Annotated in this window: 23 protein-coding genes, 2 tRNA genes and 4 other RNA genes; 13 read left to right on the top strand and 16 right to left on the bottom strand. The window is 51.7% G+C overall.

All coding sequences use genetic code 11. The annotated features are described in order from the left end of the window. Positions 1 to 5: 5 nt before the first annotated feature. The 8 genes from AC22LX_RS04430 to AC22LX_RS04395 all read right to left on the bottom strand — a co-directional run bounded on the left by AC22LX_RS04430 (position 6) and on the right by AC22LX_RS04395 (position 2,423). Positions 6 to 138, bottom strand: a non-coding RNA gene (locus tag AC22LX_RS04430) — RtT sRNA. Positions 139 to 181: 43 nt separating this feature from the next. Then, a non-coding RNA gene (locus tag AC22LX_RS04425) (RtT sRNA) lies at positions 182 to 314 on the bottom strand. 43 nt (positions 315 to 357) lie between these two features. Further along, positions 358 to 490: non-coding RNA, RtT sRNA (locus AC22LX_RS04420), on the bottom strand. 43 nt (positions 491 to 533) lie between these two features. Further along, a tRNA-Tyr gene (locus tag AC22LX_RS04415) sits at positions 534 to 618 on the bottom strand. Between the two features lie 39 nt (positions 619 to 657). Beyond that, positions 658 to 790: non-coding RNA, RtT sRNA (locus AC22LX_RS04410), on the bottom strand. 43 nt (positions 791 to 833) lie between these two features. Next, positions 834 to 918, bottom strand: a tRNA-Tyr gene (locus AC22LX_RS04405). A gap of 159 nt (positions 919 to 1,077) precedes the next feature. Continuing rightward, a complete protein-coding gene (gene purU / locus AC22LX_RS04400) occupies positions 1,078 to 1,920 on the bottom strand; it encodes a formyltetrahydrofolate deformylase (RefSeq protein ID WP_487333767.1) in 843 nt (280 codons plus the stop codon). Between the two features lie 44 nt (positions 1,921 to 1,964). After that, positions 1,965 to 2,423, bottom strand: a complete 459-nt coding sequence (locus tag AC22LX_RS04395) for a YchJ family protein (protein ID WP_045397568.1) — start codon at positions 2,421 to 2,423, stop codon at positions 1,965 to 1,967. 110 nt (positions 2,424 to 2,533) lie between these two features. Between AC22LX_RS04395 and rssA the strand changes: the two genes are divergently transcribed. The 3 genes from rssA (at position 2,534) to galU (ending at position 5,637) form a co-directional block, all read left to right on the top strand. Continuing rightward, positions 2,534 to 3,433, top strand: a complete 900-nt coding sequence (rssA, locus tag AC22LX_RS04390) for a patatin-like phospholipase RssA (RefSeq protein ID WP_045397562.1) — start codon at positions 2,534 to 2,536, stop codon at positions 3,431 to 3,433. 89 nt (positions 3,434 to 3,522) lie between these two features. After that, positions 3,523 to 4,536, top strand: a complete 1,014-nt coding sequence (gene rssB / locus AC22LX_RS04385) for a two-component system response regulator RssB (RefSeq protein ID WP_045397559.1) — start codon at positions 3,523 to 3,525, stop codon at positions 4,534 to 4,536. A gap of 198 nt (positions 4,537 to 4,734) precedes the next feature. Continuing rightward, on the top strand, positions 4,735 to 5,637 hold the full coding sequence (galU, locus tag AC22LX_RS04380) for a UTP--glucose-1-phosphate uridylyltransferase GalU (protein ID WP_045397556.1): 903 nt from the start codon (positions 4,735 to 4,737) through the stop codon (positions 5,635 to 5,637). A 125-nt stretch (positions 5,638 to 5,762) separates the two neighbouring features. Here galU and hns read toward each other — a convergent pair whose 3' ends face one another. Continuing rightward, on the bottom strand, positions 5,763 to 6,170 hold the full coding sequence (gene hns, locus AC22LX_RS04375; protein WP_004103116.1) for a histone-like nucleoid-structuring protein H-NS: 408 nt from the start codon (positions 6,168 to 6,170) through the stop codon (positions 5,763 to 5,765). Positions 6,171 to 6,716: 546 nt separating this feature from the next. Here hns and tdk point away from each other — a divergent pair. Continuing rightward, complete coding sequence (tdk, locus tag AC22LX_RS04370; protein ID WP_045397553.1) at positions 6,717 to 7,337, top strand: thymidine kinase; 621 nt, start codon at positions 6,717 to 6,719, stop codon at positions 7,335 to 7,337. A gap of 184 nt (positions 7,338 to 7,521) precedes the next feature. Here the strand turns inward: tdk and adhE are convergent, their stop codons facing one another. Continuing rightward, a complete protein-coding gene (adhE, locus tag AC22LX_RS04365) occupies positions 7,522 to 10,200 on the bottom strand; it encodes a bifunctional acetaldehyde-CoA/alcohol dehydrogenase (protein ID WP_045397551.1) in 2,679 nt (892 codons plus the stop codon). A 478-nt stretch (positions 10,201 to 10,678) separates the two neighbouring features. Here adhE and AC22LX_RS04360 point away from each other — a divergent pair, with 478 nt between their 5' ends. The 7 genes from AC22LX_RS04360 to AC22LX_RS04330 all read left to right on the top strand — a co-directional run bounded on the left by AC22LX_RS04360 (position 10,679) and on the right by AC22LX_RS04330 (position 18,548). Further along, positions 10,679 to 11,326, top strand: a complete 648-nt coding sequence (locus tag AC22LX_RS04360) for a YchE family NAAT transporter (protein WP_045397549.1) — start codon at positions 10,679 to 10,681, stop codon at positions 11,324 to 11,326. 753 nt (positions 11,327 to 12,079) lie between these two features. Then, a complete protein-coding gene (gene oppA, locus AC22LX_RS04355) occupies positions 12,080 to 13,711 on the top strand; it encodes an oligopeptide ABC transporter substrate-binding protein OppA (RefSeq protein ID WP_045397547.1) in 1,632 nt (543 codons plus the stop codon). An 84-nt stretch (positions 13,712 to 13,795) separates the two neighbouring features. Next, complete coding sequence (gene oppB / locus AC22LX_RS04350) at positions 13,796 to 14,716, top strand: oligopeptide ABC transporter permease OppB (RefSeq protein ID WP_015367069.1); 921 nt, start codon at positions 13,796 to 13,798, stop codon at positions 14,714 to 14,716. A gap of 14 nt (positions 14,717 to 14,730) precedes the next feature. Then, positions 14,731 to 15,639, top strand: coding sequence for an oligopeptide ABC transporter permease OppC (gene oppC, locus AC22LX_RS04345; RefSeq protein ID WP_015367068.1), 909 nt, complete (start codon positions 14,731 to 14,733; stop codon positions 15,637 to 15,639). An 11-nt stretch (positions 15,640 to 15,650) separates the two neighbouring features. Beyond that, complete coding sequence (gene oppD / locus AC22LX_RS04340; RefSeq protein WP_045397545.1) at positions 15,651 to 16,664, top strand: ABC transporter ATP-binding protein; 1,014 nt, start codon at positions 15,651 to 15,653, stop codon at positions 16,662 to 16,664. After that, entirely contained in the window at positions 16,661 to 17,665 is a 1,005-nt protein-coding gene (oppF, locus tag AC22LX_RS04335) for a murein tripeptide/oligopeptide ABC transporter ATP-binding protein OppF (protein WP_015367066.1), read from the top strand. The genes oppD and oppF overlap by 4 nt, the downstream gene beginning before the upstream one ends. Positions 17,666 to 17,681: 16 nt before the next feature. After that, positions 17,682 to 18,548: an ion transporter gene (locus tag AC22LX_RS04330; RefSeq protein WP_045368707.1), complete on the top strand. Its 867-nt coding sequence runs from the start codon at positions 17,682 to 17,684 to the stop codon at positions 18,546 to 18,548. A gap of 68 nt (positions 18,549 to 18,616) precedes the next feature. On the opposite strand, the gene AC22LX_RS04325 is transcribed toward AC22LX_RS04330, so the two are convergent. Together AC22LX_RS04325 and cls are read right to left on the bottom strand one after the other, a co-directional pair. Further along, on the bottom strand, positions 18,617 to 18,946 hold the full coding sequence (locus tag AC22LX_RS04325) for an HI1450 family dsDNA-mimic protein (RefSeq protein WP_015367064.1): 330 nt from the start codon (positions 18,944 to 18,946) through the stop codon (positions 18,617 to 18,619). A 34-nt stretch (positions 18,947 to 18,980) separates the two neighbouring features. Continuing rightward, complete coding sequence (gene cls, locus AC22LX_RS04320) at positions 18,981 to 20,441, bottom strand: cardiolipin synthase (RefSeq protein ID WP_045397543.1); 1,461 nt, start codon at positions 20,439 to 20,441, stop codon at positions 18,981 to 18,983. Between the two features lie 144 nt (positions 20,442 to 20,585). Between cls and AC22LX_RS04315 the strand changes: the two genes are divergently transcribed. Further along, positions 20,586 to 20,759: a YciY family protein gene (locus AC22LX_RS04315; RefSeq protein WP_086538044.1), complete on the top strand. Its 174-nt coding sequence runs from the start codon at positions 20,586 to 20,588 to the stop codon at positions 20,757 to 20,759. Between the two features lie 52 nt (positions 20,760 to 20,811). On the opposite strand, the gene AC22LX_RS04310 is transcribed toward AC22LX_RS04315, so the two are convergent. Next, on the bottom strand, positions 20,812 to 21,108 hold the full coding sequence (locus AC22LX_RS04310; RefSeq protein WP_015367051.1) for a YciI family protein: 297 nt from the start codon (positions 21,106 to 21,108) through the stop codon (positions 20,812 to 20,814). A 210-nt stretch (positions 21,109 to 21,318) separates the two neighbouring features. On the opposite strand from AC22LX_RS04310, the gene tonB reads away from it, so the two are divergent. Then, positions 21,319 to 22,059, top strand: a complete 741-nt coding sequence (gene tonB / locus AC22LX_RS04305) for a TonB system transport protein TonB (RefSeq protein WP_045397540.1) — start codon at positions 21,319 to 21,321, stop codon at positions 22,057 to 22,059. Between the two features lie 37 nt (positions 22,060 to 22,096). On the opposite strand, the gene AC22LX_RS04300 is transcribed toward tonB, so the two are convergent. The 3 genes from AC22LX_RS04300 to pfkB form a co-directional block, all read right to left on the bottom strand. Beyond that, positions 22,097 to 22,963, bottom strand: a complete 867-nt coding sequence (locus tag AC22LX_RS04300) for a fructosamine kinase family protein (protein WP_047046724.1) — start codon at positions 22,961 to 22,963, stop codon at positions 22,097 to 22,099. 105 nt (positions 22,964 to 23,068) lie between these two features. After that, a complete protein-coding gene (ghoS, locus tag AC22LX_RS04295; RefSeq protein WP_047046721.1) occupies positions 23,069 to 23,353 on the bottom strand; it encodes a type V toxin-antitoxin system endoribonuclease antitoxin GhoS in 285 nt (94 codons plus the stop codon). A gap of 86 nt (positions 23,354 to 23,439) precedes the next feature. Then, the gene (gene pfkB / locus AC22LX_RS04290; RefSeq protein ID WP_045397531.1) at positions 23,440 to 24,372 is read right to left on the bottom strand and encodes a 6-phosphofructokinase II; all 933 of its coding nucleotides are present in this window, start codon (positions 24,370 to 24,372) and stop codon (positions 23,440 to 23,442) included. Positions 24,373 to 24,663 lie beyond the last annotated feature (291 nt).

Genomic DNA, 24,663 nt, shown 5'->3' with positions numbered 1-24,663 from the left:
GGAGATGGTGGTGGGGGAAGGATTACTCGGCGCTAAAGCGCCTCGCCCTTCGGGCCGTTGCCTGCGGCAACGTTCTCTCGCTGACGCTCGAGTCGAACCTTAGTCGAAGCTTCTCATCCTTCCCCATTGGGCAGAATATAGAATATCGCAGGTAGATTAAGCTGGGCATAACATGGGGAGATGGTGGTGGGGGAAGGATTACTCGGCGCTAAAGCGCCTCGCCCTTCGGGCCGTTGCCTGCGGCAACGTTCTCTCGCTAACGCTCGAGTCGAACCTTAGTCGAAGCTTCTCATCCTTCCCCGTAGGGCAGAATATAGAATATCGCAAGTAGATTAAGCTGGGCATAACATGAGGAGATGGTGGTGGGGGAAGGATTACTCGGCGCTAAAGCGCCTCGCCCTTCGGGCCGTTGCCTGCGGCAACGTTCTCTCGCTAACGCTCGAGTCGAACCTTAGTCGAAGCTTCTCATCCTTCCCCGTAGGGCAGAATATAGAATATCGCAAGTAGATTAAGCTGGGCATGACATGAGGAGATGGTGGTGGGGGAAGGATTCGAACCTTCGAAGTCGATGACGGCAGATTTACAGTCTGCTCCCTTTGGCCGCTCGGGAACCCCACCAGGGGTAAAATCAAATTGTAGGCTATTCAGCAAAATGAATGGTGGTGGGGGAAGGATAACTCGTCGCTATCGCTCCTCGCCCTTCGGGCCGTTGCCTATGGCAACGTTCTCTCGCTGGCGCTCGAGTCGAACCTTAGTCTAAGGTTCTCACCCTTCCCGCTAAATGCAAACATCGTTTACGCTTGTCGGGGAAACCATATCACTGTAGTGAATAATGGTGGTGGGGGAAGGATTCGAACCTTCGAAGTCGATGACGGCAGATTTACAGTCTGCTCCCTTTGGCCGCTCGGGAACCCCACCACGGGGTAATGCTTTGTACTGGCCTGCTCCCTTCTCGGGAAGCGGGGCGCATCATACCAAATGACGCGCCCCTGTAAAGCATTCCTTTGACAAAATTAAACTGGTTGCCTGATTTTTACGCGTAACGCCGTAAAGCTAACCAATTCATTTCGCTGTCGATTAAAGAATAATCGTCCGGTTACCGTAAACAAAGACGCGCTGCGCCAGCACCCGATAAAGCGCTCGGCTTAAGACGTTTTTTTCAACGTCGCGCCCCGCGCGCATCATATCTTCGGCGGTATAGGTATGATCGACGTGAATCACGTCCTGCATGATGATTGGGCCTTCATCCAGATTATCATTCACGTAGTGGGCGGTGGCGCCGATAATCTTCACCCCGCGCTCATAGGCCTGATGATACGGACGCGCACCGATAAACGCCGGCAGGAACGAGTGGTGAATATTAATGATTTTGTTCGGGAAACGAGCAACAAACGCCGGAGTTAGCACGCGCATGTACTTTGCCAGTACCACGTAGTCCGGATCGTGGGCGGCTATCGCATCGCCCATTCGCTGGTCGTGCTCTTCACGGCTCAGTCCCTCATGGCTCACCAGCTCAAAAGGAATACCGAAACGTTCCACCAGCGTGCGCAGCGTTTCATGGTTGCCGATTACCGCGGCGATGTCGACATCCAGCCCACCGTAGTTGGCTTTCATCAGTAGATCGCCGAGACAGTGCGCTTCTTTGGTGACCAGAATCACCACCCGGCGACGGCCGGCCGGGTTGAGTTCGCGAATTGAACCTTCCGGCAGCGCGCTATCGAGGTCGGCCAGCAGTGTGGCGTCGTTAAAAATACCTTCGAGCTCGGTACGCATGAAGAAGCGACCGGTACGGTGGTCGACAAACTCATTGTTCTGCACGATGTTTAACTCGTGCTTGTAGCAGATATTCGTGATACGCGCGATGAGGCCTTTCTGATCAGGGCAAATGGTGCGTAGTACTTTACGTTGTAATGAATGCATCGCGGGGGAAATCCTGTTGTGTTTGCAATTGCTGATGCCGGGCCTTACTGGCCGCAGCATTTTTTAAATTTTTTACCTGAACCGCAAGGGCAGGGGTCATTACGACCAATTAATGGCCGGGTGCCGTCAATATAGTACCACTGTCCGTTTTCTTTTAAGAATCTGGAACGTTCAATAATCGCGCCGGGGCGGTTATCTTCAGTAAAACGTGCGATAAAACTGACGAAGCCTTCGTCGGGATTACGTCCGTTATCGGTGGCGAAAACGGTTAAGCCGAGCCATTGCGTATTGGCAAAGCCTTTTTCAATATCGGTGCGAAAACGTGACGCTTCACAGGTCGGATGCCAGGTTTTGATTAAATAATCGACATCTTTCATCACGAATGCGCTATAGCGGGAACGCATCAGCTGTGACGGGCTCGGCGCTAGCTGACCGCCGTCCAGATATCGCTGGCAACATGAGCTATACTCGAGAGCGCTGCCACAGGGGCATAATTGCGACAAAATCGCCTCCATGGAAAAGAATGACGGCGCCTGAGCGCCAACCTGCATTATGTTAACTGAGCGATGGCGCTGATGTCATGCTCGGAGTGGAAGGATATGTATCAGTACTAATGAGAAAGTTGAAGATTGGTTTAGCGCTAGGGGCTGGCGCCGCGCGCGGTTGGTCGCATATCGGCGTGATAAAAGCGCTGCATCGGGCGGGAATTGATGTCGATGTAGTGGCGGGATGTTCTATTGGTGCCTTAGTCGGTGCGGCTTACGCCTGCAATCGTCTCCCTGCGTTGGAAAAGTGGGTTAGCTCCTTTAGCAACTGGGATGTGCTGCGCTTGATGGATCTCTCCTGGCGGCGCGGCGGTTTGTTACGCGGCGAGCGGGTGTTCAATCAATACCGGCAAATTATGCCTGTTGCGCAAATCGAAGAGTGTGAACGTCGTTTTGCCGCCGTGGCGACAAACCTGAGCACCGGGCGTGAATTATGGTTTACGGAAGGTGACCTGCACATGGCGGTCCGCGCTTCTTGTAGTATGCCGGGCCTGATGTCGCCGGTGATGCATAACGGCTACTGGCTGGTAGATGGTGCGGTGGTCAATCCGGTTCCGGTCTCGCTAACGCGAGCCTTGGGGGCGGATATTGTGATTGCCGTTGACCTCCAGCATGACGCCCATCTTATGCAGCAGGACCTGTTATCAATCGAATCGCCGCGTCCGGAGCCGATAGAAGAGCTAAGTTGGCATTCCCGCCTGCGATCCCGGTTGGGGAGAATGAGCTCTCGTCGTGCGACAATAACCCCCACGGCGATGGAGATTATGTCCACCTCGATTCAGGTGCTGGAAAACCGCCTGAAACGTAATCGTATGGCAGGCGATCCGCCAGATATCCTGCTACAGCCGTTTTGTCCGCAAATCTCCACTCTCGATTTTCATCGTGCTGGCGAAGCGATGGCCGCAGGACAGCTGGCCGTTGAGAAAAAAATGGATGAATTATTACCCTTGGTGCGCACTTCCGCGTAGCGCACTTGTCCAACACTTAAGTAAATTCTGACAGGCGATAGCGTGAATAGCGTGCCACTATTTAATTATCGTCAGCCAGGGGAGAGAACATGACGCAGCCATTGGCGGGAAAACAGATTCTGATAGTTGAAGACGAACCCGTTTTCCGCTCTCTTCTGGATAGCTGGCTCACTTCACTGGGGGCGACCATCCGCCAGGCGGAAGACGGCATTGAGGCGCTGCAGCAAATCGCGATTTCGAAACCGGATCTGATGATTTGTGATATCTCGATGCCGAGAATGAACGGCCTGGAGCTGGTTGAACAGGTTCGCAACCAGGGTGAACAACTTCCTATTTTGATGATTTCCGCGACCGAAAACATGGCGGACATTGCCAAAGCGCTGCGTCTTGGCGTGCAGGATGTCTTACTGAAGCCGGTAAAAGATTTTAATCGCCTGCGTGAAACGGTGTATGCATGTCTCTACCCGACAATGTTTAGTTCTCGAGTAGAAGAGGAAGAGCGATTATTTGAAGACTGGGATGCGTTAGTTAGCGATCCTCTGGCCGCGTCAAGGTTATTGCAGGAGCTTCAGCCGCCGGTACAGCAGGAGATATCTCATTGTCGCATTCATTACCGTCAGCTTATCTCTGCGGATAAACCGGGGCTGGTGCTGGATATTGCGCCGTTATCAGAAAACGATCTGGCGTTTTATTGCCTGGATGTTACCCGTGCCGGTGATAATGGCGTTCTGGCCGCATTATTATTACGCGCTTTGTTTAATGGTTTGTTGCAAGAACAGCTTGCTCATCAGGGGCAGCGACTGCCGGAAATGGGCGCATTGTTAAAACAAGTTAACCAATTACTCCGCCAGGCCAATTTACCAGGCCAATTCCCATTGTTGGTTGGTTATTATCACAGCGGATTAAAAAATTTGATTCTGGTTTCTGCTGGCCTTAACGGCACGCTGAATACCGGAGAGCATAAAATTCAAATTAGTAACGGCGTTCCGTTAGGAACGTTGGGCAACGCATACCTCAACCAAATTAGCCAGCGCTGCACATCATGGCAGTGTCAAATTTGGGGAGCCGGGGGACGTTTACGCCTGATGTTGTCTGCAGATTGAACAATTCTATCTATTTTTAGTAGGTGGGATTACCGGGCCTACATTTCCGGTGGTACTATCACTGCGTTTTATGCGTAAAAGTCCTAATTCGAGGGTATCCAAACCTTTTCAGACCAGGTTTATCTGATCAGACTGATATACTCGATGCGTTATTTATTGACGATTAAGTTCAAAAAACGAACAGTCCAGGAGATTTCAATGGCTGCCCTTAATTCTAAAGTAAGAAAAGCTGTTATCCCGGTAGCGGGATTAGGCACCAGGATGCTACCCGCCACCAAGGCTATTCCGAAAGAAATGCTGCCACTGGTAGATAAACCATTAATCCAATATGTTGTTAACGAATGTATCGCCGCTGGGATTACTGAAATTGTTCTGGTGACACACTCTTCGAAAAACTCTATTGAAAACCATTTCGATACCAGCTTCGAACTCGAAGCGATGCTGGAAAAACGTGTAAAACGTCAGCTTCTGGAAGAAGTTCAGTCTATTTGTCCGCCGCACGTCACCATCATGCAGGTACGTCAGGGGCTGGCTAAAGGTCTGGGCCACGCGGTGCTGTGCGCGCATCCGGTTGTCGGCGACGAACCGGTTGCGGTTATTCTGCCGGACGTGATTCTGGACGAATATGAATCCGATCTGACCCGCGATAACCTGGCGGAAATGATTGCTCGCTTTGACGAAACGGGCGCCAGCCAGATCATGGTTGAGCCGGTTGATGACGTTACGGCCTATGGTGTTGTTGACTGCAAAGGCGAAAGCCTGCAGCCTGGCGAAAGCGTGCCGATGGTTGGCGTTGTTGAGAAACCGAAGGCAGACGTCGCGCCGTCTAATCTGGCGGTAGTCGGTCGTTATGTGCTGAGCGCCGATATTTGGCCGCTGCTGGCGAAAACCCCTCCGGGAGCTGGCGATGAAATTCAGCTGACTGATGCTATTGATATGCTGATCGAGAAAGAAACCGTTGAAGCCTACCACATGAAAGGCAAAAGCCATGACTGCGGTAATAAGCTCGGTTATATGCAGGCCTTCGTAGAATATGGCGTTCGCCATAAAACTCTGGGCGAAGACTTTAAAGCCTGGCTTGAGCAGGCTGTCGCGAAGTAATATTCGCCAGCAGAACAACCGGATCGTCTGATGATGATCCGGTTTTTTTATGCCTGTTACTTTAAGCGTGTAGCGATAAAAAAAATCCCGCCGAAGCGGGATTTTTATATCAAGCATAAAGCTAATTAGAGCAGGAAATCGTCCAGTGTTTTACCTTGCTCGTCCATTGCTTTCTTGATGACTGCCGGAGTACGACCCTGGCCAGTCCAGGTTTTAGTTTCGCCGTTTTCATCAACGTAGCTGTATTTAGCCGGACGTGCAGCACGTTTAGTTTTGGTGCCAGCTTTAACTGCCGCCATGGTGCTCAGCAGTTCATTCGGATCAATACCGTCAGCGATCAGCATTTCGCGGTACTGTTGCAGTTTACGAGTGCGCTCTTCAATTTCTGCAGCAGCGGCGCTTTCTTCTTCGCGACGTTCGTTAACGACAACTTCTAATTTTTCCAGCATCTCTTCAAGCGTTTCAAGGGTGCATTCTCTTGCCTGCGCACGAAGAGTACGGATGTTGTTCAAAATTTTAAGTGCTTCGCTCATTGTAGTAATCTCAAACTTATATTGTGGGGTGGTTTGTTGAAGTAATAATAGAGCGATAAAATCAGATGTGCAATAGGGGAGAATGTAAGGAATTCAAAATTACTTGTTATTTGTCTGGTTGATTAAATAATTTAAGTTAAATTTTCGCGCGACTTCACATCTTCTCGCTTATAGCTTAAGCATACGCACTGGCGCTAAAACCATGAGTCAGGATGGTTTTCCTGCGTTTCGAGAGTAAATTTATACTTTACGTGGATAAATATCACTCTTCAGTTTTAGCGCATTAGTTACGGTGATGCTTAATATAAATTGGCGGCCAAAACCCATTATAGTTGTCCGGAGAATGGCGGTTTAAGCACAAAACGACAATGATTTGTATCTGCTGGCGCAGTAACGGTCTTGCCTGAAGCTATTCATTCACCGTCCGTTTCATTTTTTGTAAAGCATTATCGTTAAGTCGGCAATACCCCCTGTGAAAGCACGGTCGGCTCGGTAATATATGATACAATTGCGCAGTAAAACACATTGATTGGGGTTACGCAGCCGATGGCACAACTTTATTTTTACTATTCTGCAATGAATGCCGGTAAGTCTACCGCACTGTTGCAGTCTTCGTACAATTACCAGGAACGAGGGATGCGTACAGTCGTTTATACCGCTGAAATCGACGACCGCTTTGGTTCTGGCAAAGTGAGCTCGCGAATCGGGCTGTCTTCTCCGGCGCGGCTGTATAATCCTCAGACGTCATTATATGCCGATATAGCGTCAGAACATGCCCGCCAGCCTATTCATTGCGTGCTGGTGGACGAAAGCCAGTTCCTGACCCGTGAACAGGTCCACGAGCTCTCAGAAGTGGTGGATGAGCTCGATATCCCTGTATTGTGCTACGGCTTGCGTACGGACTTTCGCGGTGAGTTATTTAGCGGTAGCCAGTATTTGTTGGCATGGTCGGATAAGCTGGTTGAATTAAAAACTATTTGCTTCTGTGGGCGAAAGGCAAGCATGGTTTTGCGTCTTGACCAGGAGGGGCGACCGTACAATGAGGGCGAGCAGGTGGTGATTGGCGGTAATGAGCGCTACGTTTCCGTATGCCGTAAGCATTATAAAGAGGCGTTGAATATCGGTTCGTTAACCCAGGTGCAAAGTAAGCTGCGCCACTGCGAATAATTCTTTAATTTCATTATCTTCAGGCGCCTGTATGGCGCCTGTTGTCTTTTATGGAATCGGTTCCTGTATTCAGATATTACCCAGTGTATTGCTTCTTGTACTTCTGTATGTGAACACGAATAAAGTACGAATATAAAAAAAGCCCCATCAATAGATGGGGCTTCGTTCATATCAATGCCGTGAATTAAGCGGATTTTTTCGCTTTTTTCTCAGCTTTGACTGGAGCCGCTTCTTTTTTCACAGCCGCTGCTTCGCCTTCGACAAAGTCACGACCGTAGTAGGTGTCCAGCAGAATCTGTTTCAGCTCGGCGATCAGCGGGTAGCGCGGGTTAGCGCCGGTGCACTGGTCATCGAAGGCGTCTTCAGACAGCTTATCAACGTGAGCCAGGAAATCAGCTTCCTGAACACCGGCTTCACGGATAGATTTCGGAATACCCAGCTCCGCTTTGAGGCTTTCCAGCCATGCCAGCAGTTTCTCGATTTTCGCAGCAGTGCGGTCGCCCGGAGCGCTCAGACCCAGGTGGTCTGCGATCTCGGCGTAACGACGGCGTGCCTGCGGACGGTCATACTGACTGAATGCGGTCTGCTTGGTCGGGTTGTCATTCGCGTTATAGCGGATAACGTTGCAGATCAGCAGGGCGTTCGCCAGACCGTGAGGAATGTGGAACTGTGAGCCCAGTTTGTGCGCCATAGAGTGGCACACGCCCAGGAAGGCGTTAGCAAACGCGATACCGGCGATAGTGGCGGCACTGTGCACACGTTCGCGGGCTACCGGGTTCTTAGAACCTTCGTGGTAAGAGGCCGGCAGATACTCTTTCAGCAGTTTCAGCGCCTGCAGAGCCTGACCATCGGAGAACTCGGAAGCCAGTACGGAGACGTAAGCTTCCAGGGCATGAGTCACGGCGTCCAGACCACCGAAGGCGCACAGGGACTTCGGCATATCCATGACCAGGTTGGCATCGACAATCGCCATATCCGGAGTCAGCGCGTAATCGGCCAGCGGATATTTCTGTCCAGTTGCATCGTCGGTTACCACGGCGAACGGAGTCACTTCAGAGCCGGTACCGGAAGTCGTGGTGATGGCAACCATCTTCGCTTTAACGCCCATTTTCGGGAACTTGTAGATACGTTTACGGATATCCATAAAGCGCAGCGCCAGTTCTTCGAAGTGGGTTTCCGGATGCTCATACATAACCCACATGATTTTGGCTGCATCCATCGGGGAACCGCCGCCCAGCGCAATGATTACGTCTGGTTTGAAGGAGTTGGCCAGATCCGCGCCTTTACGCACGATGGTCAGCGTTGGGTCAGCTTCAACTTCAAAGAACACTTCGGTTTCTACGCCAGCCGCTTTCAGTACGGAAGTGATCTGGTCGGCATAACCGTTGTTGAACAGGAAGCGGTCAGTCACAATCAGCGCGCGTTTGTGACCATCAGTAATCACTTCATCCAGTGCGATTGGCAGAGAGCCACGACGGAAGTAGATAGATTTCGGAAGTTTATGCCACAACATGTTTTCAGCTCGCTTAGCAACGGTTTTCTTGTTGATCAGGTGTTTCGGACCAACGTTTTCAGAGATGGAGTTACCACCCCAGGAACCACAACCCAGAGTTAGGGAAGGTGCGAGTTTGAAGTTATACAGGTCGCCGATACCACCCTGAGAAGCCGGGGTGTTGATCAGGATACGCGCGGTTTTCATCATCTGGCCGAAGTAGGCCACGCGAGCCGGCTGGTTGTCCTGGTCGGTGTACAGGCAAGAGGTGTGACCGATACCGCCCATGGCGACCAGTTTTTCTGCTTTATCGACCGCGTCTTCGAAATCTTTCGCCCGGTACATTGCCAGCGTCGGGGACAGTTTTTCGTGAGCGAACGGTTCGCTTTCGTCAACGTCGGTAACTTCGCCGATCAGAATCTTAGTGGTGGCCGGCACGGTGAAGCCTGCCAGTTCAGCGATTTTTGCCGCCGGTTGACCAACGATCGCCGCATTCAGCGCGCCATTTTTCAGGATGATGTCCTGAACGGCTTTCAATTCTTTGCCCTGCAGCAGGTAGCCGCCGTGGCTGGCAAAACGTTCGCGAACGGCATCGTAGACCGAGTCGACAACAACAACAGACTGTTCAGAAGCACAGATAACGCCGTTATCGAAGGTTTTTGACATCAGTACGGACGCTACTGCGCGTTTAATATCGGCAGTTTCATCGATAACAACCGGCGTGTTACCTGCACCAACGCCGATAGCTGGTTTACCAGAACTGTAAGCAGCTTTAACCATACCTGGGCCACCGGTGGCGAGGATCAGGTTGATGTCAGGGTGGTGCATCAGCGCATTAGACAGTTCTACTGAAGGTTGGTCGATCCAACCAATCAGATCTTTCGGCGCACCGGCAGCAATCGCCGCCTGCAATACGATGTCAGCCGCTTTGTTGGTAGCGTCTTTAGCACGCGGGTGCGGGGAGAAGATAATGGCGTTACGCGTCTTCAGGCTGATCAGCGATTTGAAGATAGCCGTTGAGGTCGGGTTGGTAGTCGGAACGATACCGCAAATAATACCGATTGGTTCAGCAATGGTGATGGTACCGAAAGTGTCGTCTTCAGACAGGACGCCACAGGTTTTTTCATCTTTATAGGCGTTGTAGATATATTCGGAGGCGAAGTGGTTTTTGATCACTTTATCTTCAATAATACCCATGCCGGATTCGGCAACGGCCATTTTTGCGAGAGGGATTCGAGCATCTGCAGCGGCCAGAGCGGCGGCACGGAAGATCTTATCAACTTGTTCTTGAGTGAAACTGGCATATTCACGCTGGGCTTTTTTTACGCGCTCTACAAGTGCGTTAAGTTCAGCGACATTAGTAACAGCCATAATGCTCTCCTGATAATGTTAAACTTTTTTAGTAAAACAGTAGCTCGATTCGACATTATAGACAGGCTGTTAACAGCTTGCATGTAAATGTTAACGTAAAGATTTCTAACGCTTTGAACACACTGATTTACTAAAAAAGCTTTGTCTCACTACGCACTCAGGTACTTCGGCCTTTCACTCTCTTGATGTAGCCAAGATTACTCACTTCTGAGTATGAATTACGTGATTTAGATCAATATTTGGCGATGCTGATACCTTTCAGCAGGGCAATAATTGACCAGTTAGATGATGGGGAGTGATAAGGTATGCATATTTAATGAATAAAGCCCATCCGCTAAACAAATATATAACAAATAAAAGCAAACAGCCGCGGCTGCATATTTGAGATGAATTGTGGCTATGAAAAGGGTATCTTCTGCCAAATTAATTTGTACTGACACTGTCAACAGCCTTTTTTAATGGTGCTGCGGAGTTCACTGTGACCCTACCGTTGTTTGATTTCGCTGTTTATTTTAAATTTTTTATCGGCCTTTTCGCGCTGGTCAACCCGGTCGGCATCATCCCGGTTTTCATTAGCATGACCAGCTACCAGACGGCGCTGGTGCGCAATAAGACGAATCTGACGGCTAATCTGTCGGTGGCTATCATTCTCCTTACCTCGCTCTTCCTTGGCGATGGCATCTTGCAAATTTTCGGCATCTCTATTGATTCTTTCCGTATTGCGGGTGGGATCCTGGTGGTGACTATCGCCATGTCGATGATTAGCGGCAAACTCGGTGAAGATAAACAAAACAAACAGGAGAAGTCGGAGACGGCTATTCGTGAAAGTATCGGTGTCGTACCGTTAGCGTTACCTTTAATGGCGGGGCCAGGGGCGATAAGCTCCACGATCGTTTGGGGGACTCGCTATCACTCCATTGCCCACCTGATCGGTTTTTCAATCGCCATTGCGCTGTTTGCCGCCTGTTGTTGGGGAATTTTCCGCATGGCGCCATGGTTGGTCAGATTGTTAGGGCAGACCGGGATTAACGTCATTACTCGTATCATGGGTCTGTTGCTGATGGCTTTAGGGATTGAGTTTATCGTCACCGGGATTAAAGCGCTGTTTCCTGGATTGACAGGGTAACTTACTTGGCAGGAGCGGGGCGTGGGGCCTCGCGTTTGAAAGATTATTAGCAAAACTTATTTCTGCAGCTGATATAAAAGACAAACTATAACTTTTACCAATTATGATTTAATTTTATATTTATCATATGGTTAGTCGTTTTTATTCTATCTCGCCGTACTGTCTTTCTCCCCTCATCACTGTTATTTTCGTCACATCATTCTCTGGCGCTTGCTGTCGGATCATTGAAATGATATTAGTAATTTCTGCGAGACAGCAGATTAATGTGCTAAAAATTAGACAATTGTTAAATTATTGTGCAAAAAAGCAACTTTGCGCGCAGAGCGGGAACGCAAAATGACAGGGTGTTCCTATCTTGCTGATTAAAAGCAATATTTTTGCTTTTTTAACATGATAAGTCTTACGTTAAGTGCGGCTAAAAAAACAATAAAAGAGAATCCGGTAACATATTTGCAAATTGCATTGGCGGACATGAAACCGTTTTGGTACTTTCCGGCCTGATCGCTAACTAAATAATGTGCACAGATGAGAATTATTATTACATAACTCATTGTGCCGGAATTCCCCTCTGGACAGGGGGATAAAGAATCGACGTCAAGGCTGCCGTTTGAGCGGTCGTAATAAATAAGTCGGTGATAGCAAGCAGTAGAATCTGACAGCGGCAAAGACTCCTGCACTGTACAGAATCCCTTTAAGGGAAAAATAACAGGCTGGTTAAATAACCAGTAATTATAATGAGTGGAGTAACAACACATGACCATCATCACTAAAAAAAGTCTGGTAGCGGCGGGAATTTTATCTGCGCTAATCACCGCAAATGTTGCTATGGCAGCAGATGTTCCTGCTGGGGTGCAACTGGCGGATAAACAAACGCTGGTGCGTAATAACGGGGCAGAGGTGCAATCTCTGGATCCGCATAAAATTGAAGGCGTCCCGGAGTCCAACGTTAACCGCGATCTGTTTGAAGGGTTAGTGATTGGCGATCTTAACGGCCATCCTGTGCCGGGCGTTGCCGAATCGTGGGATAACAAGGATTTTAAAGTCTGGACCTTCCATATCCGCAAGGATGCCAAATGGTCCGACGGTTCACCGGTTACCGCGCAAGATTTCGTTTATAGCTGGCAGCGTCTGGCCGATCCGAAAACGGCATCTCCTTACGCCAGCTATCTCCAGTACGGCCATGTCGCCAACGTCGATGAGATTATCGCTGGCAAAAAACCTGCAACAGACCTTGGCGTCAAAGCGATTGACGACAAAACGTTTGAAGTCACGCTGAGCGAACCGGTTCCTTATTTCTATAAACTCCTCGTCCATCCATCCGTTTCTCCAGTACCAAAAGCTGCCATTGAAAAATATGGTGAGAAATGGACTCAGCCGGCGAATATTGTCACCAACGGCGCTTATAAATTAAAAGACTGGGTGGTCAACGAGCGTATTGTGCTCGAGCGTAATACGAATTACTGGGACAACGCCAAAACCGTTATTAACCAGGTAACTTACCTGCCAATTTCTTCTGAAGTTACCGATGTGAACCGCTATCGCAGCGGCGAGATCGACATGACCTATAACAACATGCCGATTGAACTGTTCCAGAAGCTGAAAAAAGAGATCCCGAAAGAAGTTCACGTCGATCCTTATCTGTGTACTTATTATTACGAAATCAATAACCAGAAAGCGCCATTTACCGACGTACGCGTCCGTACCGCGCTTAAGCTGGCGCTGGATCGCGATATTATCGTCAATAAAGTGAAAAACCAGGGCGATCTGCCGGCTTACAGTTATACCCCGCCATACACCGACGGCATGAAACTCGTTGAGCCGGAGTGGTTCAAATGGTCTCAGGACAAGCGTAATGAAGAAGCGAAAAAATTGCTGGCGGAAGCCGGTTATACCGCTGATAAGCCGCTGACCTTTAATCTGCTCTACAACACTTCCGATTTACATAAAAAACTGGCTATCGCCGTGGCGTCCATCTGGAAGAAAAACCTTGGCGCTAACGTTAAGCTGGAAAATCAGGAGTGGAAAACCTTCCTCGATAGCCGTCATCAGGGCACCTTCGATGTCGCTCGCGCCGGCTGGTGCGCTGATTACAACGAGCCGACATCGTTCCTGAACACCATGCTCAGCGACAGCTCTAACAACACGGCGCATTATAAGAGCCCGGCATTCGATAAGATCATCGGCGATACCCTGCAGGTCACCGATGAAGCGAAACGCGCCGAGCTGTACGCGCAGTCGGAACAACAGCTGGATAAAGATTCCGCGATTGTGCCTGTTTACTACTATGTGAACGCGCGCCTGGTTAAACCGTGGGTTGGCGGTTATACCGGTAAAGACCCGTTGGATAATATTTACGTGAAGAACCTTTATATTATCAAACATTAATGGCAAGACGTGGGGCAGGCTGAGCTTGCCCCACCGTGTCTGAATTCATCGCACTCGATAGGCACAGGCCAGAAGGTACGGGCAATGTTAAAATTCATATTACGTCGCTGTCTGGAAGCGATTCCGACGCTATTCATTCTTATTACTATCTCTTTCTTCATGATGCGCCTCGCGCCGGGCAGTCCTTTTACCGGTGAACGCACGCTGCCGCCGGAAGTCATGGCGAATATTGAAGCGAAATATCATTTAAACGACCCCATCATGACCCAGTACTTCAATTATCTGAAGCAACTGGCGCACGGTGATTTCGGTCCTTCCTTCAAATATAAAGATTATTCGGTCAACGATCTGGTCGCATCAAGCTTCCCGGTTTCCGCCAAACTGGGCCTTGCAGCCTTCTTGTTAGCCGTGATTCTTGGCGTCAGCGCCGGGGTTATTGCCGCGTTAAAACAGAATACCAAATGGGACTACGCGGTGATGGGGGTGGCAATGACCGGCGTCGTCATACCGAGTTTCGTGGTGGCGCCGCTGTTGGTGATGATTTTCGCCATCACGCTGCACTGGCTGCCTGGCGGCGGCTGGAACGGCGGGGCGCTGAAATTTATGATCCTGCCAATGGTGGCGTTATCGCTGGCCTATATTGCCAGTATCGCCCGTATCACCCGCGGTTCGATGATTGAAGTTTTGCACTCTAACTTCATTCGCACCGCGCGGGCGAAAGGTCTGCCGATGCGCAGAATTATCTTCCGCCACGCGTTGAAGCCTGCGCTGCTGCCGGTGCTTTCCTATATGGGGCCGGCGTTCGTCGGCATTATCACCGGCTCAATGGTTATCGAAACGATTTACGGCCTGCCGGGTATTGGCCAGTTATTCGTCAACGGCGCGCTTAACCGCGACTACTCGCTGGTGCTTAGCCTGACGATTCTGGTCGGCGCGCTGACCATTCTGTTTAACGCGATCGTCGACGTGCTGTACGCCGTTATCGATCCGAAAATTCGCTACTGAAGCCGGAGTTCGCCATGATGTTAAGTAAGAAAAACAGCGAGGCGCTGGAGCACTTCAGTGAGAAGCTGGAGGTTGAGGGCCGTAGCCTGTGGCAGGATGCGCGTCGCCGCTTTATGCATAACCGCGCGGCGGTAGCCAGCCTGATTGTGCTGGTGATTATTGCGCTGTTTGTGACTATCGCTCCAATGTTGTCGCAGTTCTCCTATTTCGATACCGACTGGGGGATGATGTCCAACGCTCCGGATATGGAGTCTGGTCACTATTTTGGTACCGATTCATCCGGTCGCGACCTGCTGGTGCGCGTAGCGATTGGCGGACGTATTTCGCTGATGGTTGGCGTGGCCGCAGCGCTGGTGGCGGTGATCCTCGGCACCCTCTATGGTTCACTTTCCGGTTATCTCGGCGGCAAAGTGGACTCGGTGATGATGCGTTTGCTGGAAATCCTCAACTCCTTCCCGTTCATGTTCTTCGTGATCCTGCTGGTTACCTTCTTTGGTCAGAACATCCTGCTGATCTTTGTGGCGATCGGGATGGTATCTTGGCTGGATATGGCGCGTATCGTACGCGGTCAGACCCTGAGTCTGAAACGTAAAGAGTTCATCGAAGCCGCGCAGGTCGGCGGGGTCTCCACCGCGAATATCGTTATTCGCCATATCGTGCCGAACGTCCTGGGCGTGGTGGTGGTTTACGCTTCACTGCTGGTACCCAGCATGATTCTGTTCGAATCCTTCCTGAGCTTCCTCGGCCTTGGTACCCAGGAGCCGCTGAGCAGTTGGGGCGCGTTACTCAGTGATGGCGCCAACTCAATGGAAGTCTCGCCGTGGCTGTTATTGTTCCCTGCCGGGTTCCTGGTGGTAACGCTGTTCTGTTTCAACTTTATCGGCGATGGCCTGCGTGATGCCCTCGACCCGAAAGACCGCTAAGGAGCGCCGTCATGAGCACAATTGAAATGACTAAAGCGCCGCAGGCCGCGCAGCAAAGCGGTCTGCTGCTGGATGTGAAGGATCTTCGGGTGACGTTTAAAACGCCGGATGGCGATGTCACCGCGGTTAACGATCTGAATTTTAACCTGCGGGCTGGTGAAACCTTAGGTATCGTCGGTGAGTCAGGTTCCGGTAAATCGCAAACGGCATTCGCTTTAATGGGGCTGCTGGCGGCGAATGGCCATATCGGTGGTTCCGCCACTTTTAACGGTCGTGAAATCCTCAATTTGCCGGAGCGCGATCTGAATAAGCTGCGTGCCGAACAGATTTCGATGATTTTCCAGGATCCGATGACGTCGTTGAACCCTTATATGCGGGTCGGCGAGCAGCTGATGGAAGTGCTGATGCTGCATAAAGGGCTGAGCAAAGCCGCGGCTTTTGAAGAGTCGGTACGGATGCTCGATGCGGTGAAGATGCCGGAAGCGCGTAAGCGCATGAAGATGTTCCCGCACGAGTTCTCCGGCGGAATGCGCCAGCGCGTGATGATCGCCATGGCGCTGTTATGTCGGCCAAAACTGCTGATTGCCGATGAACCGACCACCGCGTTGGACGTCACCGTGCAGGCGCAGATCATGACCCTGCTTAACGAGCTGAAGCGCGAGTTTAACACCGCGATTATTATGATTACCCACGACCTCGGCGTGGTGGCGGGGATCTGCGATAAGGTACTGGTGATGTATGCCGGGCGTACCATGGAATACGGTCAGGCGCGCGATGTGTTCTACCGACCGTCGCACCCGTACTCGATCGGTTTACTCAATGCGGTACCGCGTCTCGATGGCGAAGGCGATTCCTTGCTGACGATTCCAGGCAACCCGCCGAACCTGCTGCGTCTGCCGAAAGGATGTCCGTTCCAGCCGCGCTGTCCGCATGCTATGGAAATCTGTAATAGCGCTCCGCCTCTGGAGTCGTTTGCGCCAGGTCGCCTGCGCGCCTGCTTTAAACCGGTAGGGGATCTGCTATGAACGCCGTGATCGAACAAAGAAAAGTGTTGCTCGAAATTGCTGACCTGAAAGTACATTTTGATATTAAAGATGGTAAGCAATGGTTCTGGCAGCCGTCAAAAACGCTCAAAGCGGTGGATGGCGTTACTCTGCGCCTGTATGAAGGCGAAACGCTCGGGGTGGTTGGTGAATCCGGCTGCGGTAAATCGACCTTCGCCCGCGCCATCATCGGCCTGGTGAAAGCTACCGACGGTAAAGTGGCCTGGCTTGGAAAAGATCTGTTAGGCATGAAGCCGGAAGAGTGGCGCGACGTGCGCAGCGATATCCAGATGATCTTCCAGGATCCTTTAGCATCGCTGAATCCGCGTATGACCATTGGCGAAATCATCGCTGAACCGCTGCGGACCTATCACCCGAAGATGCCACGTCAGGAAGTGCGCGATCGCGTGAAGGCGATGATGATGAAGGTCGGACTGCTGCCGAACCTGATTAACCGCTATCCGCACGAATTCTCCGGCGGCCAGTGTCAGCGCATTGGTATCGCTCGCGCGCTGATCCTTGAGCCTAAGTTGATTATTTGCGATGAGCCGGTATCGGCGCTGGATGTTTCCATCCAGGCGCAGGTGGTGAACTTACTACAACAACTGCAGCGGGAGATGGGGCTGTCGTTGATTTTTATTGCCCATGACCTGGCGGTAGTAAAACATATTTCCGACCGCGTGCTGGTCATGTATTTGGGTCATGCGGTGGAGTTAGGTACCTATGATGAGGTGTACCATAATCCGCTGCATCCTTATACCAAAGCGCTGATGTCGGCCGTACCGGTGCCGGATCCTGATCTTGAGAAGAATAAAACCATCCAACTGCTGGAAGGGGAGTTGCCTTCGCCGATTAATCCGCCTTCGGGTTGCGTGTTCCGCACCCGATGTCCATTGGCCGGGCCCGAATGCGCCAAAACGCGTCCGGTGCTGGAAGGCAGTTTCCGCCATGCGGTTTCCTGCCTGAAGGTAGACCCGTTATAATCACTTGGGCTGACTGATGTCAGCCCTTTTTTATTGTGAGGTTAACGTGGCAGTTTCGCTTTCCGCCGCCCGTTTGCGGCTTTACCATTTACTTTTCGATCAAACTCGTCGCTCCGGCCGCCGTTTTGAAGGGCTTTGCGGTTTATTCGCCCTGTTGAGCGTGGTCATTATTTTTGTTGAGTCCGGACTCGGTTCGCAGTATCACCTGTCGCTAGATGAATGGCATATTTTTGTCTGGCTGGAGTTGGGGGTCACCGCGGTCTTCACCGCGGAATATATTTTACGTGTTATCAGCTGGCCGAATCCGCTGCGCTATATCTTCAGCTTCTGGGGATTTATCGATCTGGCGACCGTTTTGCCGCTGTATGTGATGTGGCTATGGCCGGAAATGAGCCTCGAGTATGTTTTTGCCTGGCGGGCCATGCGGGTTATCCGCGCGCTGCGTATTCTTAAACTGCTGCGTTTTATGCCGTCGCTGAATATTTTTTGGCGGGCTATCGTCAGCGCCCGCCATCAGCTCATTCTGTTCTACTCGTTTATTGCTATTGTGATGGTGATTTTCGGCTCGCTGATGTATTTAATTGAAGGGCCGCAATACGGGTTTACCACCTTAAATGCTTCGGTCTATTGGGCAATCGTCACCATTACTACCGTGGGGTATGGCGACATTACGCCGCATACGCCGCTAGGGCGGATACTCGCCTCGGTGTTAATTCTCATCGGTTATTCTATCATCGCCATTCCAACCGGGCTGATAACGACCCATATGACTACGGCGCTGCAAAACCGACGCGCCCGCCGCGTTTGCCCAAACTGCAATAACGCCGAGCATGATAAAAACGCCCGTTTCTGCCACGCCTGCGGAACAGAATTACCGCAATAACGTATAAAACAAAAAGCCTGCCGATGTTACCGTCGGCAGGCTTTTTTACAGGCGCATTAGCTTAATGCTTATTCACGCCACAGAATGTGGCACAGCTTGTGATCTTTTTCGCGGCACAGCAGAACGCGAGCGAAGATATCGTTGATCTCACCGCCATCGGTATCGGCCAGGCCAATGACAACTTCGGCGAAGAAATCTGGATTGAGGTCGTAATCGACATGCTCCTGCCAGTCTTCCGCCGGGTCAAACAGCTCGGCGCCGCCGCGCTCTTCAAACTGCAGATTGAAAAGAATGATATCCGCTGGGTCTAGGTTATCTGCCGCCAGCTCAAGAAAGATATCGTAGGCCTGTTCGAGCGTTTCGTCTTCGGTCAGGCGATTGTTTAAATCCATATCCATGATTGCTACCCGTTAAGCATCTGATGGGCACGTTTTACAGCAACGGGCTGAAGAAGTAAAACAGTCGCTCTGCGATCCGCTGCCATAGCGGACGTTTGGCCCACAGTTTTGCATCCAGCAGGCGCGATCGGGAGATGTAATCGTCCTGTACCGCCGCCAGGTCTCCGCCGAAGCCCACGTCGTCTATCGCCAGCGTGATCTCGAAATTAAGCCACAGGCTGCGCATATCGAGATTAACGGTACCGACCAGGCTCAATTCGCCATCCACCAGCACGCTTTTGGTATGTAGCAGACCGCCTTCGAATTGGTAAATTTTCACGCCAGCGGCAAGCAGTTCAGTGAAGAAGGCGCGACTGGCCCAGCCTACCAGCAAGGAGTCGTTTTTACGCGGCATGATAATACTCACCTCGACACCGCGTTGGGCGGCGGTACAGATGGCGTGCAGCAGGTCATCGCTGGGGACGAAGTAGGGGGTGGTCATGATCAGATGTTCTTTCGCCGCATAGGCTGCGGTTAACAACGCCTGATGAATCAAATCTTCCGGGAAGCCGGGACCAGAAGCAATGGTATGGATGGTATGTCCATTGGCTTCCTCAAACGGCATGATGTTGACGTCCGGCGGCGGCGGCAAAATTCGCTTGCCGGTCTCAATTTCCCAGTCGCAGGAGTAGACGATACCCATCGCCGTCGCCACCGGACCTTCCATTCGCGCCATCAGATCGACCCATTGGCCGACGCCGGAATCCTGTTTGAAGTAGCGCGGGTCAACCATATTCATGCTACCGGTGTAGGCAATATAGTTGTCAATCATCACCATTTTACGGTGCTGACGCAGATCCATACGGCGTAAAAATACACGCATCAGATTCACTTTCAGCGCTTCGACCACCTCGATACCGGCGTTACGCATCATTGCCGCCCACGGGCTGCGGAAAAAGGCGACGCTACCGGCCGAATCGAGCATCAGCCGGCAATGCACGCCGCGTCGTGCGGCTGCCATCAGCGATTCCGCCACCTGGTCGGCCATCCCGCCGGGCTGCCAGATGTAGAATACCATTTCGATGTTATGCCGCGCCAGCTGGATGTCTCGAATCAGCGCCTGCATGACATCATCAGATTCGGTCAGCAGCTGTAGCTGGTTACCTTTTACGCCAGCGATCCCCTGGCGACGTTCGCACAGTTTGAACAGTGATTCGGCAACCGGGCTATTTTCTTCAGCAAAAATATGTTTGCAGCTTTTCAGGTCCGTTAGCCATTTGGCGGTGGAGGGCCACATGGCGCGAGCGCGCTCGGCTCGACGCTTACCAAGATGCAGTTCGCCGAAAGAGAGGTAAGCGATAATTCCCACCAGCGGCAGGATGTAAATGATCAGTAACCATGCCATGGCGGAAGGCACTGCGCGACGTTTCATTAAAATGCGTAATGTAACGCCGGCAATCAGTAGCCAGTAACCAAGAATGACTAGCCAGTTTACGACCGTGTAAAAGGTTGTCATAGATGAAAAATCCTTTTGAATAGCCCGATGCCATGAGTTTACGCATCATCATCCATCTGGCAAATAAAAACGCAGCGAAAGCGATGGTCAGACAGATTCATCGGTTTATAATGAGGGCTGTTTTTCACTCGTAGAGTAGTAGCAATGAAGCGTAGTAGAACGGAAGTAGGGCGCTGGCGCATGCTTAGACAAGTAAGTCGCCGTAAATCGCGCTGGCTGGAAGCCCAATCTCGCCGCAACATGCGGATTCTTTCAATCAGGAAGTGCCTGGTCAAACGGCAGCGTCATGCTTTGCTGTTCACCTTCTCTGAATTCTGAGAGTTAAAACGAAAGGCACCGCTTGCGGTGCCTATGTGTTTTAAGTGGTTGATTAAAATACTTTTTTGTAAGGTTTCACCGAGACGTGCTGATAGACGCCTGCGGCGATATAGGGGTCATCGTTGGCCCAGGACTGCGCCGCTTCCAGCGATTCAAATTCTGCGATAACCGTTGAGCCGCTAAATCCTGCCGCGCCAGGTTCATTGCTATCTACCGCGGGCATTGGGCCTGCGGTCAGTAAACGGCCTTCATCATGTAATAGTTGTAGGCGCGCCAGATGGGCAGGGCGCACCGCCTGGCGTTTTTCCAGAGAATCGGCGATATCTTCTGCGTAGATGACGTAAAGCACGGCAAGGCTCCTTAATCAAAAAATAGGCAAATCACGTGACGTGAAAGCGTTATGAGCAGCAATGTAAGATGCGCACGCCTTTAGCATGCCACGGCACGCCGGTTTTTTTCCACAAAACGAGGCAAAATTTGATGCAAGATAACACGTCTTATTGAATATGATTGCTATTTGCATTTAAAATCAGGGCATCATTTTTCAACAGAAACGACTATGAGCGCAATGACCCTTGATTTACCTCGCCGCTTTCCGTGGCCAACGCTGCTGTCCGTGGCTATCCACGGTGCCGTTGTGGCGGGGTTGCTTTATACCTCGGTACATCAGGTTATTGAAAAGCCTTCGCCTTCACAGCCAATCGAAATAACGATGGTGGCGCCGGCGGATTTAGAGCCTCCACAGGCGGCGCAGCCGGTCGTTGAACCCGTTGTTGAACCGGAGCCGGAGCCGGAACCTGAAGTGGTGCCTGAGCCGCCAAAAGAGGCGCCAGTGGTAATCCACAAACCGGAGCCGAAGCCCAAACCTAAGCCGAAACCAAAGCCTAAGCCAGAGAAAAAGGTCGAGCCGAAACGTGAGGTGAAACCCGCTGAGCCGCGTCCGGTCTCGCCGTTTGAGAATAACAATACGGCGCCTGCGCGTACCGCCCCGAGTACGACGGCGGCAACGGCAAAACCGATGACCACCGCGCCGAGCGGTCCTAAAGCGTTGAAACGCGGCGACCCTTCTTACCCGCAACGTGCGCAGGCGCTACGTATTGAAGGTGACGTGAGCGTGAAATTTGATGTTACTGCCGATGGTCGCGTGGAGAACATCCAGATAGTCTCCGCCAAGCCGGCCAATATGTTTGAGCGTGATGTCAAAACAGCGATGCGTAAATGGCGCTACGAGCCTGGCAGACCGGGTACTGGCCTGACGATGAACATCCAATTCCGCTTAAATGGCGTGAAAATGGATTAATCCTGCTGATGAAAAAGGCCCCTTTGAGGGCCTTTTTTTACGCTTCTTGCAGGGCTTCATCGAGCGCTTTTTGCGCGGTAACCAGGTGTTGGCCGCCGAACAGAATCGCCCGATTAAGTAAGGTATATAGCTGGTAAATCGGTTGTCGTTCAAGGAAGCCAGCAGGCAGCGGCGAGACCGACTGGTAACCGTCATAAATCTGCGGCGGCTGTTCCGGATGAAGTGGCAGCATAGCCAAATCGCATTCGCGATCGCCCCAATAACACGCCGGATCGAAAATATACGGGCCATTGGGCCCCAGCGCGCAGTTCCCTGACCACAAGTCGCCATGTAATAAAGAAGGCTGCGGCTGATGGTTGCTGAGCCGCCGCTGTACGGTGTCGACAATGCTGTCGATATCGCCGAAGTGCAGCCCTTTTTCCGCCGCTAGCTCCAGCTGCCAGCCAATGCGTTGTTCAGCGAAAAACGTTGACCAGCGGCGCTGCCAGGCATTCGGCTGCGGGGTCGTCGACAGATCGTTGTCAAAATCAAGGCCAAACTGCGGCTGATCGCTCCACTGATGTAAATGGGCTATTTGCTGACCGAGCAGAAACGCGTTATGTGCATCCAGCGGGCGCGGCGGTAAATATTCCATCACCAGAAAGCTGTAATCCCGATCGCTGCCGACGGCGAAGACCTGCGGAACGCTAACGGTTTTACAGCGCGAGAGCAGCTCCAGCTGATCCGCCTCCGCGGTAAAAATGGGGAGCAGCTCGCGTTCATCGCATTTGACGAAATAATCTTTCCCGCCAAAACGTAAATGCCAGGCGGCATGGATTTCTCCGCCGGGTAGCTCGTTGCGCAGTTCGATTTCAGCGCCGTCAGTGTGCTGCTCGCTTAACAAATTGCTAATAGCTTGCCACATGCTGTCTCTCCCCATGTTTTCCACCATATCATAAGGTTAGCGTATAACCTGGCCGTAAAGTACGAGCTAACGCACAACTGGCGCCTTCAGCGGTGGCGATCGCACTTATTGAGCTTTTAACCATTCGCTAAATGTGGTGATGGCGATCTCTGCCGGTCTGCCTAAGGCCGTTTCCGCAAGACCTGCGCTTAAAGCCCGGACGTCGTCGGCGCTCTGCGCGCTCAGCAGGCCAAATGTGTTGGTGCCTAATTCATGAGTTTTGCCATCATCATCGTTGAGCGTCAGGACAAAACCTGCGCGGATGAAATGATTGCTGAGCTCATTTATCTCGGTCAGCGCCTGTTCCTGAAATTTAACGGTGATCACGTGCGCGGTAATATCGTTGCTCATTTTTCACTCTGTTGTTATGCATGGAATTTCTAGCATAGACCATGATGGCGAATTGACCCCCTTCACCGGAGCGAAGGGGGGCGAGACTAGCGGCCACACAGGTAATCGTAGATTTTCTGCGTATTGGCTAAGGAACAGAGACGGGTGCCGTGGTTAATCGTGGCGGCGCTGCCGGCGGCGACGCCAAAGCGGACCATATCTTCCAGCGAGGCGTGCTCGGCGAGACGCAAAGTCATCGCGCCGACCATACTGTCGCCGGCGCCGACGGTGCTTTGGCTTTTCATCGGCGGCGGCACCACCTGTACGCTACCGTTGGAATCAACACCCAGCGCCCCCTGCGGGCCCAGCGAAACCACTACCCGGCGTACTTTTCCGGAGCGGATGAGCTCCAGCGCGGCATTGCGCACATCGTCCGGCTGGCTGAGGTCGCGCTGTACCAGCGCGCTGAGTTCTTTCTGGTTAGGTTTGACCAGTTCGATATTGCCAACGTCCAGCGCGGCGGCCAGCGCATCGCCAGAGCTGTCGATGATGCAACGCAGCCCGTGTTGCTGGGCATTTTTTACCAGTTGAGTCAGATGCCCGACGCTGATACCGGGCGGCAGACTGCCGCTGATAACCAGCAGAGAACCGGGCTCAATCGCCAGCACTTTCTCTTCCAGGCGGCGGAATTCATCTTCGGTTAGCGCCGCGCCGGGCATGACAAAGCGATATTGTTCGCCGCTGGCATCGACATGCACATGTAAGTTTTGCCGCGTCCAGTCGCGGGTTTCTACTGTTTCGACCGGGACCTGCTCATCAGCCATCAGGGCTGAAAGATGCTCGCCGGTGGCGCCCCCAACCGGAAAAATCGCCGTCGCTTTACCGCCCAGAAAAGTAATCGCCCGGGCGACGTTGATGCCGCCGCCGCCGGGTTCGAAAACCGGAGCGCTACAGCGTAATTTGCCTTCGGGGTAAATTTGCGGCGTCAGCGTTGCGCTGTCGAGTGATGGGGCTAGCGTGAGCGTATAAATTTTGGTCATCCTGTTCCTCCTTAATACGAATAAAGCTGCTTTTTTAAGCATGGCACCGAAATGGAGTGAGGGGAAGCGGGGCGGGCGGCGGATTTACAAAGATGTCTGTGTTTTTATCTTTATGAAATAAAGATTGTTTTGGGAACCGTCTTATTCAAAAAACGAAATAGCAACTGATTGCTAAGTTATTCGTGCTTTTTTATAATCAAGCGCCTTTCTTAAGACTCGCATTCAGCGCGCCTCGCGAAAGTTTCCGGGACCTGTCGGGTCTCCTTAAATGTTGTACGGACTCTAAATTCA

Source organism: Klebsiella sp. PK01 (assembly GCF_057624675.1).
Note: the sequence above shows the minus strand (reverse complement) of the source record. Positions and strands in the feature narration are given on the sequence as shown.

What these genes read in the sequence shown, in the direction of transcription:
- purU (WP_487333767.1), bottom strand. Translation starts at nt 1,920, where the DNA reads ATGCATTCATTACAACGTAAAGTACTACGCACCATTTGCCCTGATCAG.
- rssA (WP_045397562.1), top strand. Translation starts at nt 2,534, where the DNA reads ATGAGAAAGTTGAAGATTGGTTTAGCGCTAGGGGCTGGCGCCGCGCGC.
- rssB (WP_045397559.1), top strand. Translation starts at nt 3,523, where the DNA reads ATGACGCAGCCATTGGCGGGAAAACAGATTCTGATAGTTGAAGACGAA.
- galU (WP_045397556.1), top strand. Translation starts at nt 4,735, where the DNA reads ATGGCTGCCCTTAATTCTAAAGTAAGAAAAGCTGTTATCCCGGTAGCG.
- hns (WP_004103116.1), bottom strand. Translation starts at nt 6,170, where the DNA reads ATGAGCGAAGCACTTAAAATTTTGAACAACATCCGTACTCTTCGTGCG.
- tdk (WP_045397553.1), top strand. Translation starts at nt 6,717, where the DNA reads ATGGCACAACTTTATTTTTACTATTCTGCAATGAATGCCGGTAAGTCT.
- adhE (WP_045397551.1), bottom strand. Translation starts at nt 10,200, where the DNA reads ATGGCTGTTACTAATGTCGCTGAACTTAACGCACTTGTAGAGCGCGTA.
- oppA (WP_045397547.1), top strand. Translation starts at nt 12,080, where the DNA reads ATGACCATCATCACTAAAAAAAGTCTGGTAGCGGCGGGAATTTTATCT.
- oppB (WP_015367069.1), top strand. Translation starts at nt 13,796, where the DNA reads ATGTTAAAATTCATATTACGTCGCTGTCTGGAAGCGATTCCGACGCTA.
- oppC (WP_015367068.1), top strand. Translation starts at nt 14,731, where the DNA reads ATGATGTTAAGTAAGAAAAACAGCGAGGCGCTGGAGCACTTCAGTGAG.
- oppD (WP_045397545.1), top strand. Translation starts at nt 15,651, where the DNA reads ATGAGCACAATTGAAATGACTAAAGCGCCGCAGGCCGCGCAGCAAAGC.
- oppF (WP_015367066.1), top strand. Translation starts at nt 16,661, where the DNA reads ATGAACGCCGTGATCGAACAAAGAAAAGTGTTGCTCGAAATTGCTGAC.
- AC22LX_RS04330 (WP_045368707.1), top strand. Translation starts at nt 17,682, where the DNA reads ATGTCAGCCCTTTTTTATTGTGAGGTTAACGTGGCAGTTTCGCTTTCC.
- AC22LX_RS04325 (WP_015367064.1), bottom strand. Translation starts at nt 18,946, where the DNA reads ATGGATATGGATTTAAACAATCGCCTGACCGAAGACGAAACGCTCGAA.
- cls (WP_045397543.1), bottom strand. Translation starts at nt 20,441, where the DNA reads ATGACAACCTTTTACACGGTCGTAAACTGGCTAGTCATTCTTGGTTAC.
- AC22LX_RS04315 (WP_086538044.1), top strand. Translation starts at nt 20,586, where the DNA reads ATGAAGCGTAGTAGAACGGAAGTAGGGCGCTGGCGCATGCTTAGACAA.
- tonB (WP_045397540.1), top strand. Translation starts at nt 21,319, where the DNA reads ATGAGCGCAATGACCCTTGATTTACCTCGCCGCTTTCCGTGGCCAACG.
- AC22LX_RS04300 (WP_047046724.1), bottom strand. Translation starts at nt 22,963, where the DNA reads ATGTGGCAAGCTATTAGCAATTTGTTAAGCGAGCAGCACACTGACGGC.
- ghoS (WP_047046721.1), bottom strand. Translation starts at nt 23,353, where the DNA reads ATGAGCAACGATATTACCGCGCACGTGATCACCGTTAAATTTCAGGAA.
- pfkB (WP_045397531.1), bottom strand. Translation starts at nt 24,372, where the DNA reads ATGACCAAAATTTATACGCTCACGCTAGCCCCATCACTCGACAGCGCA.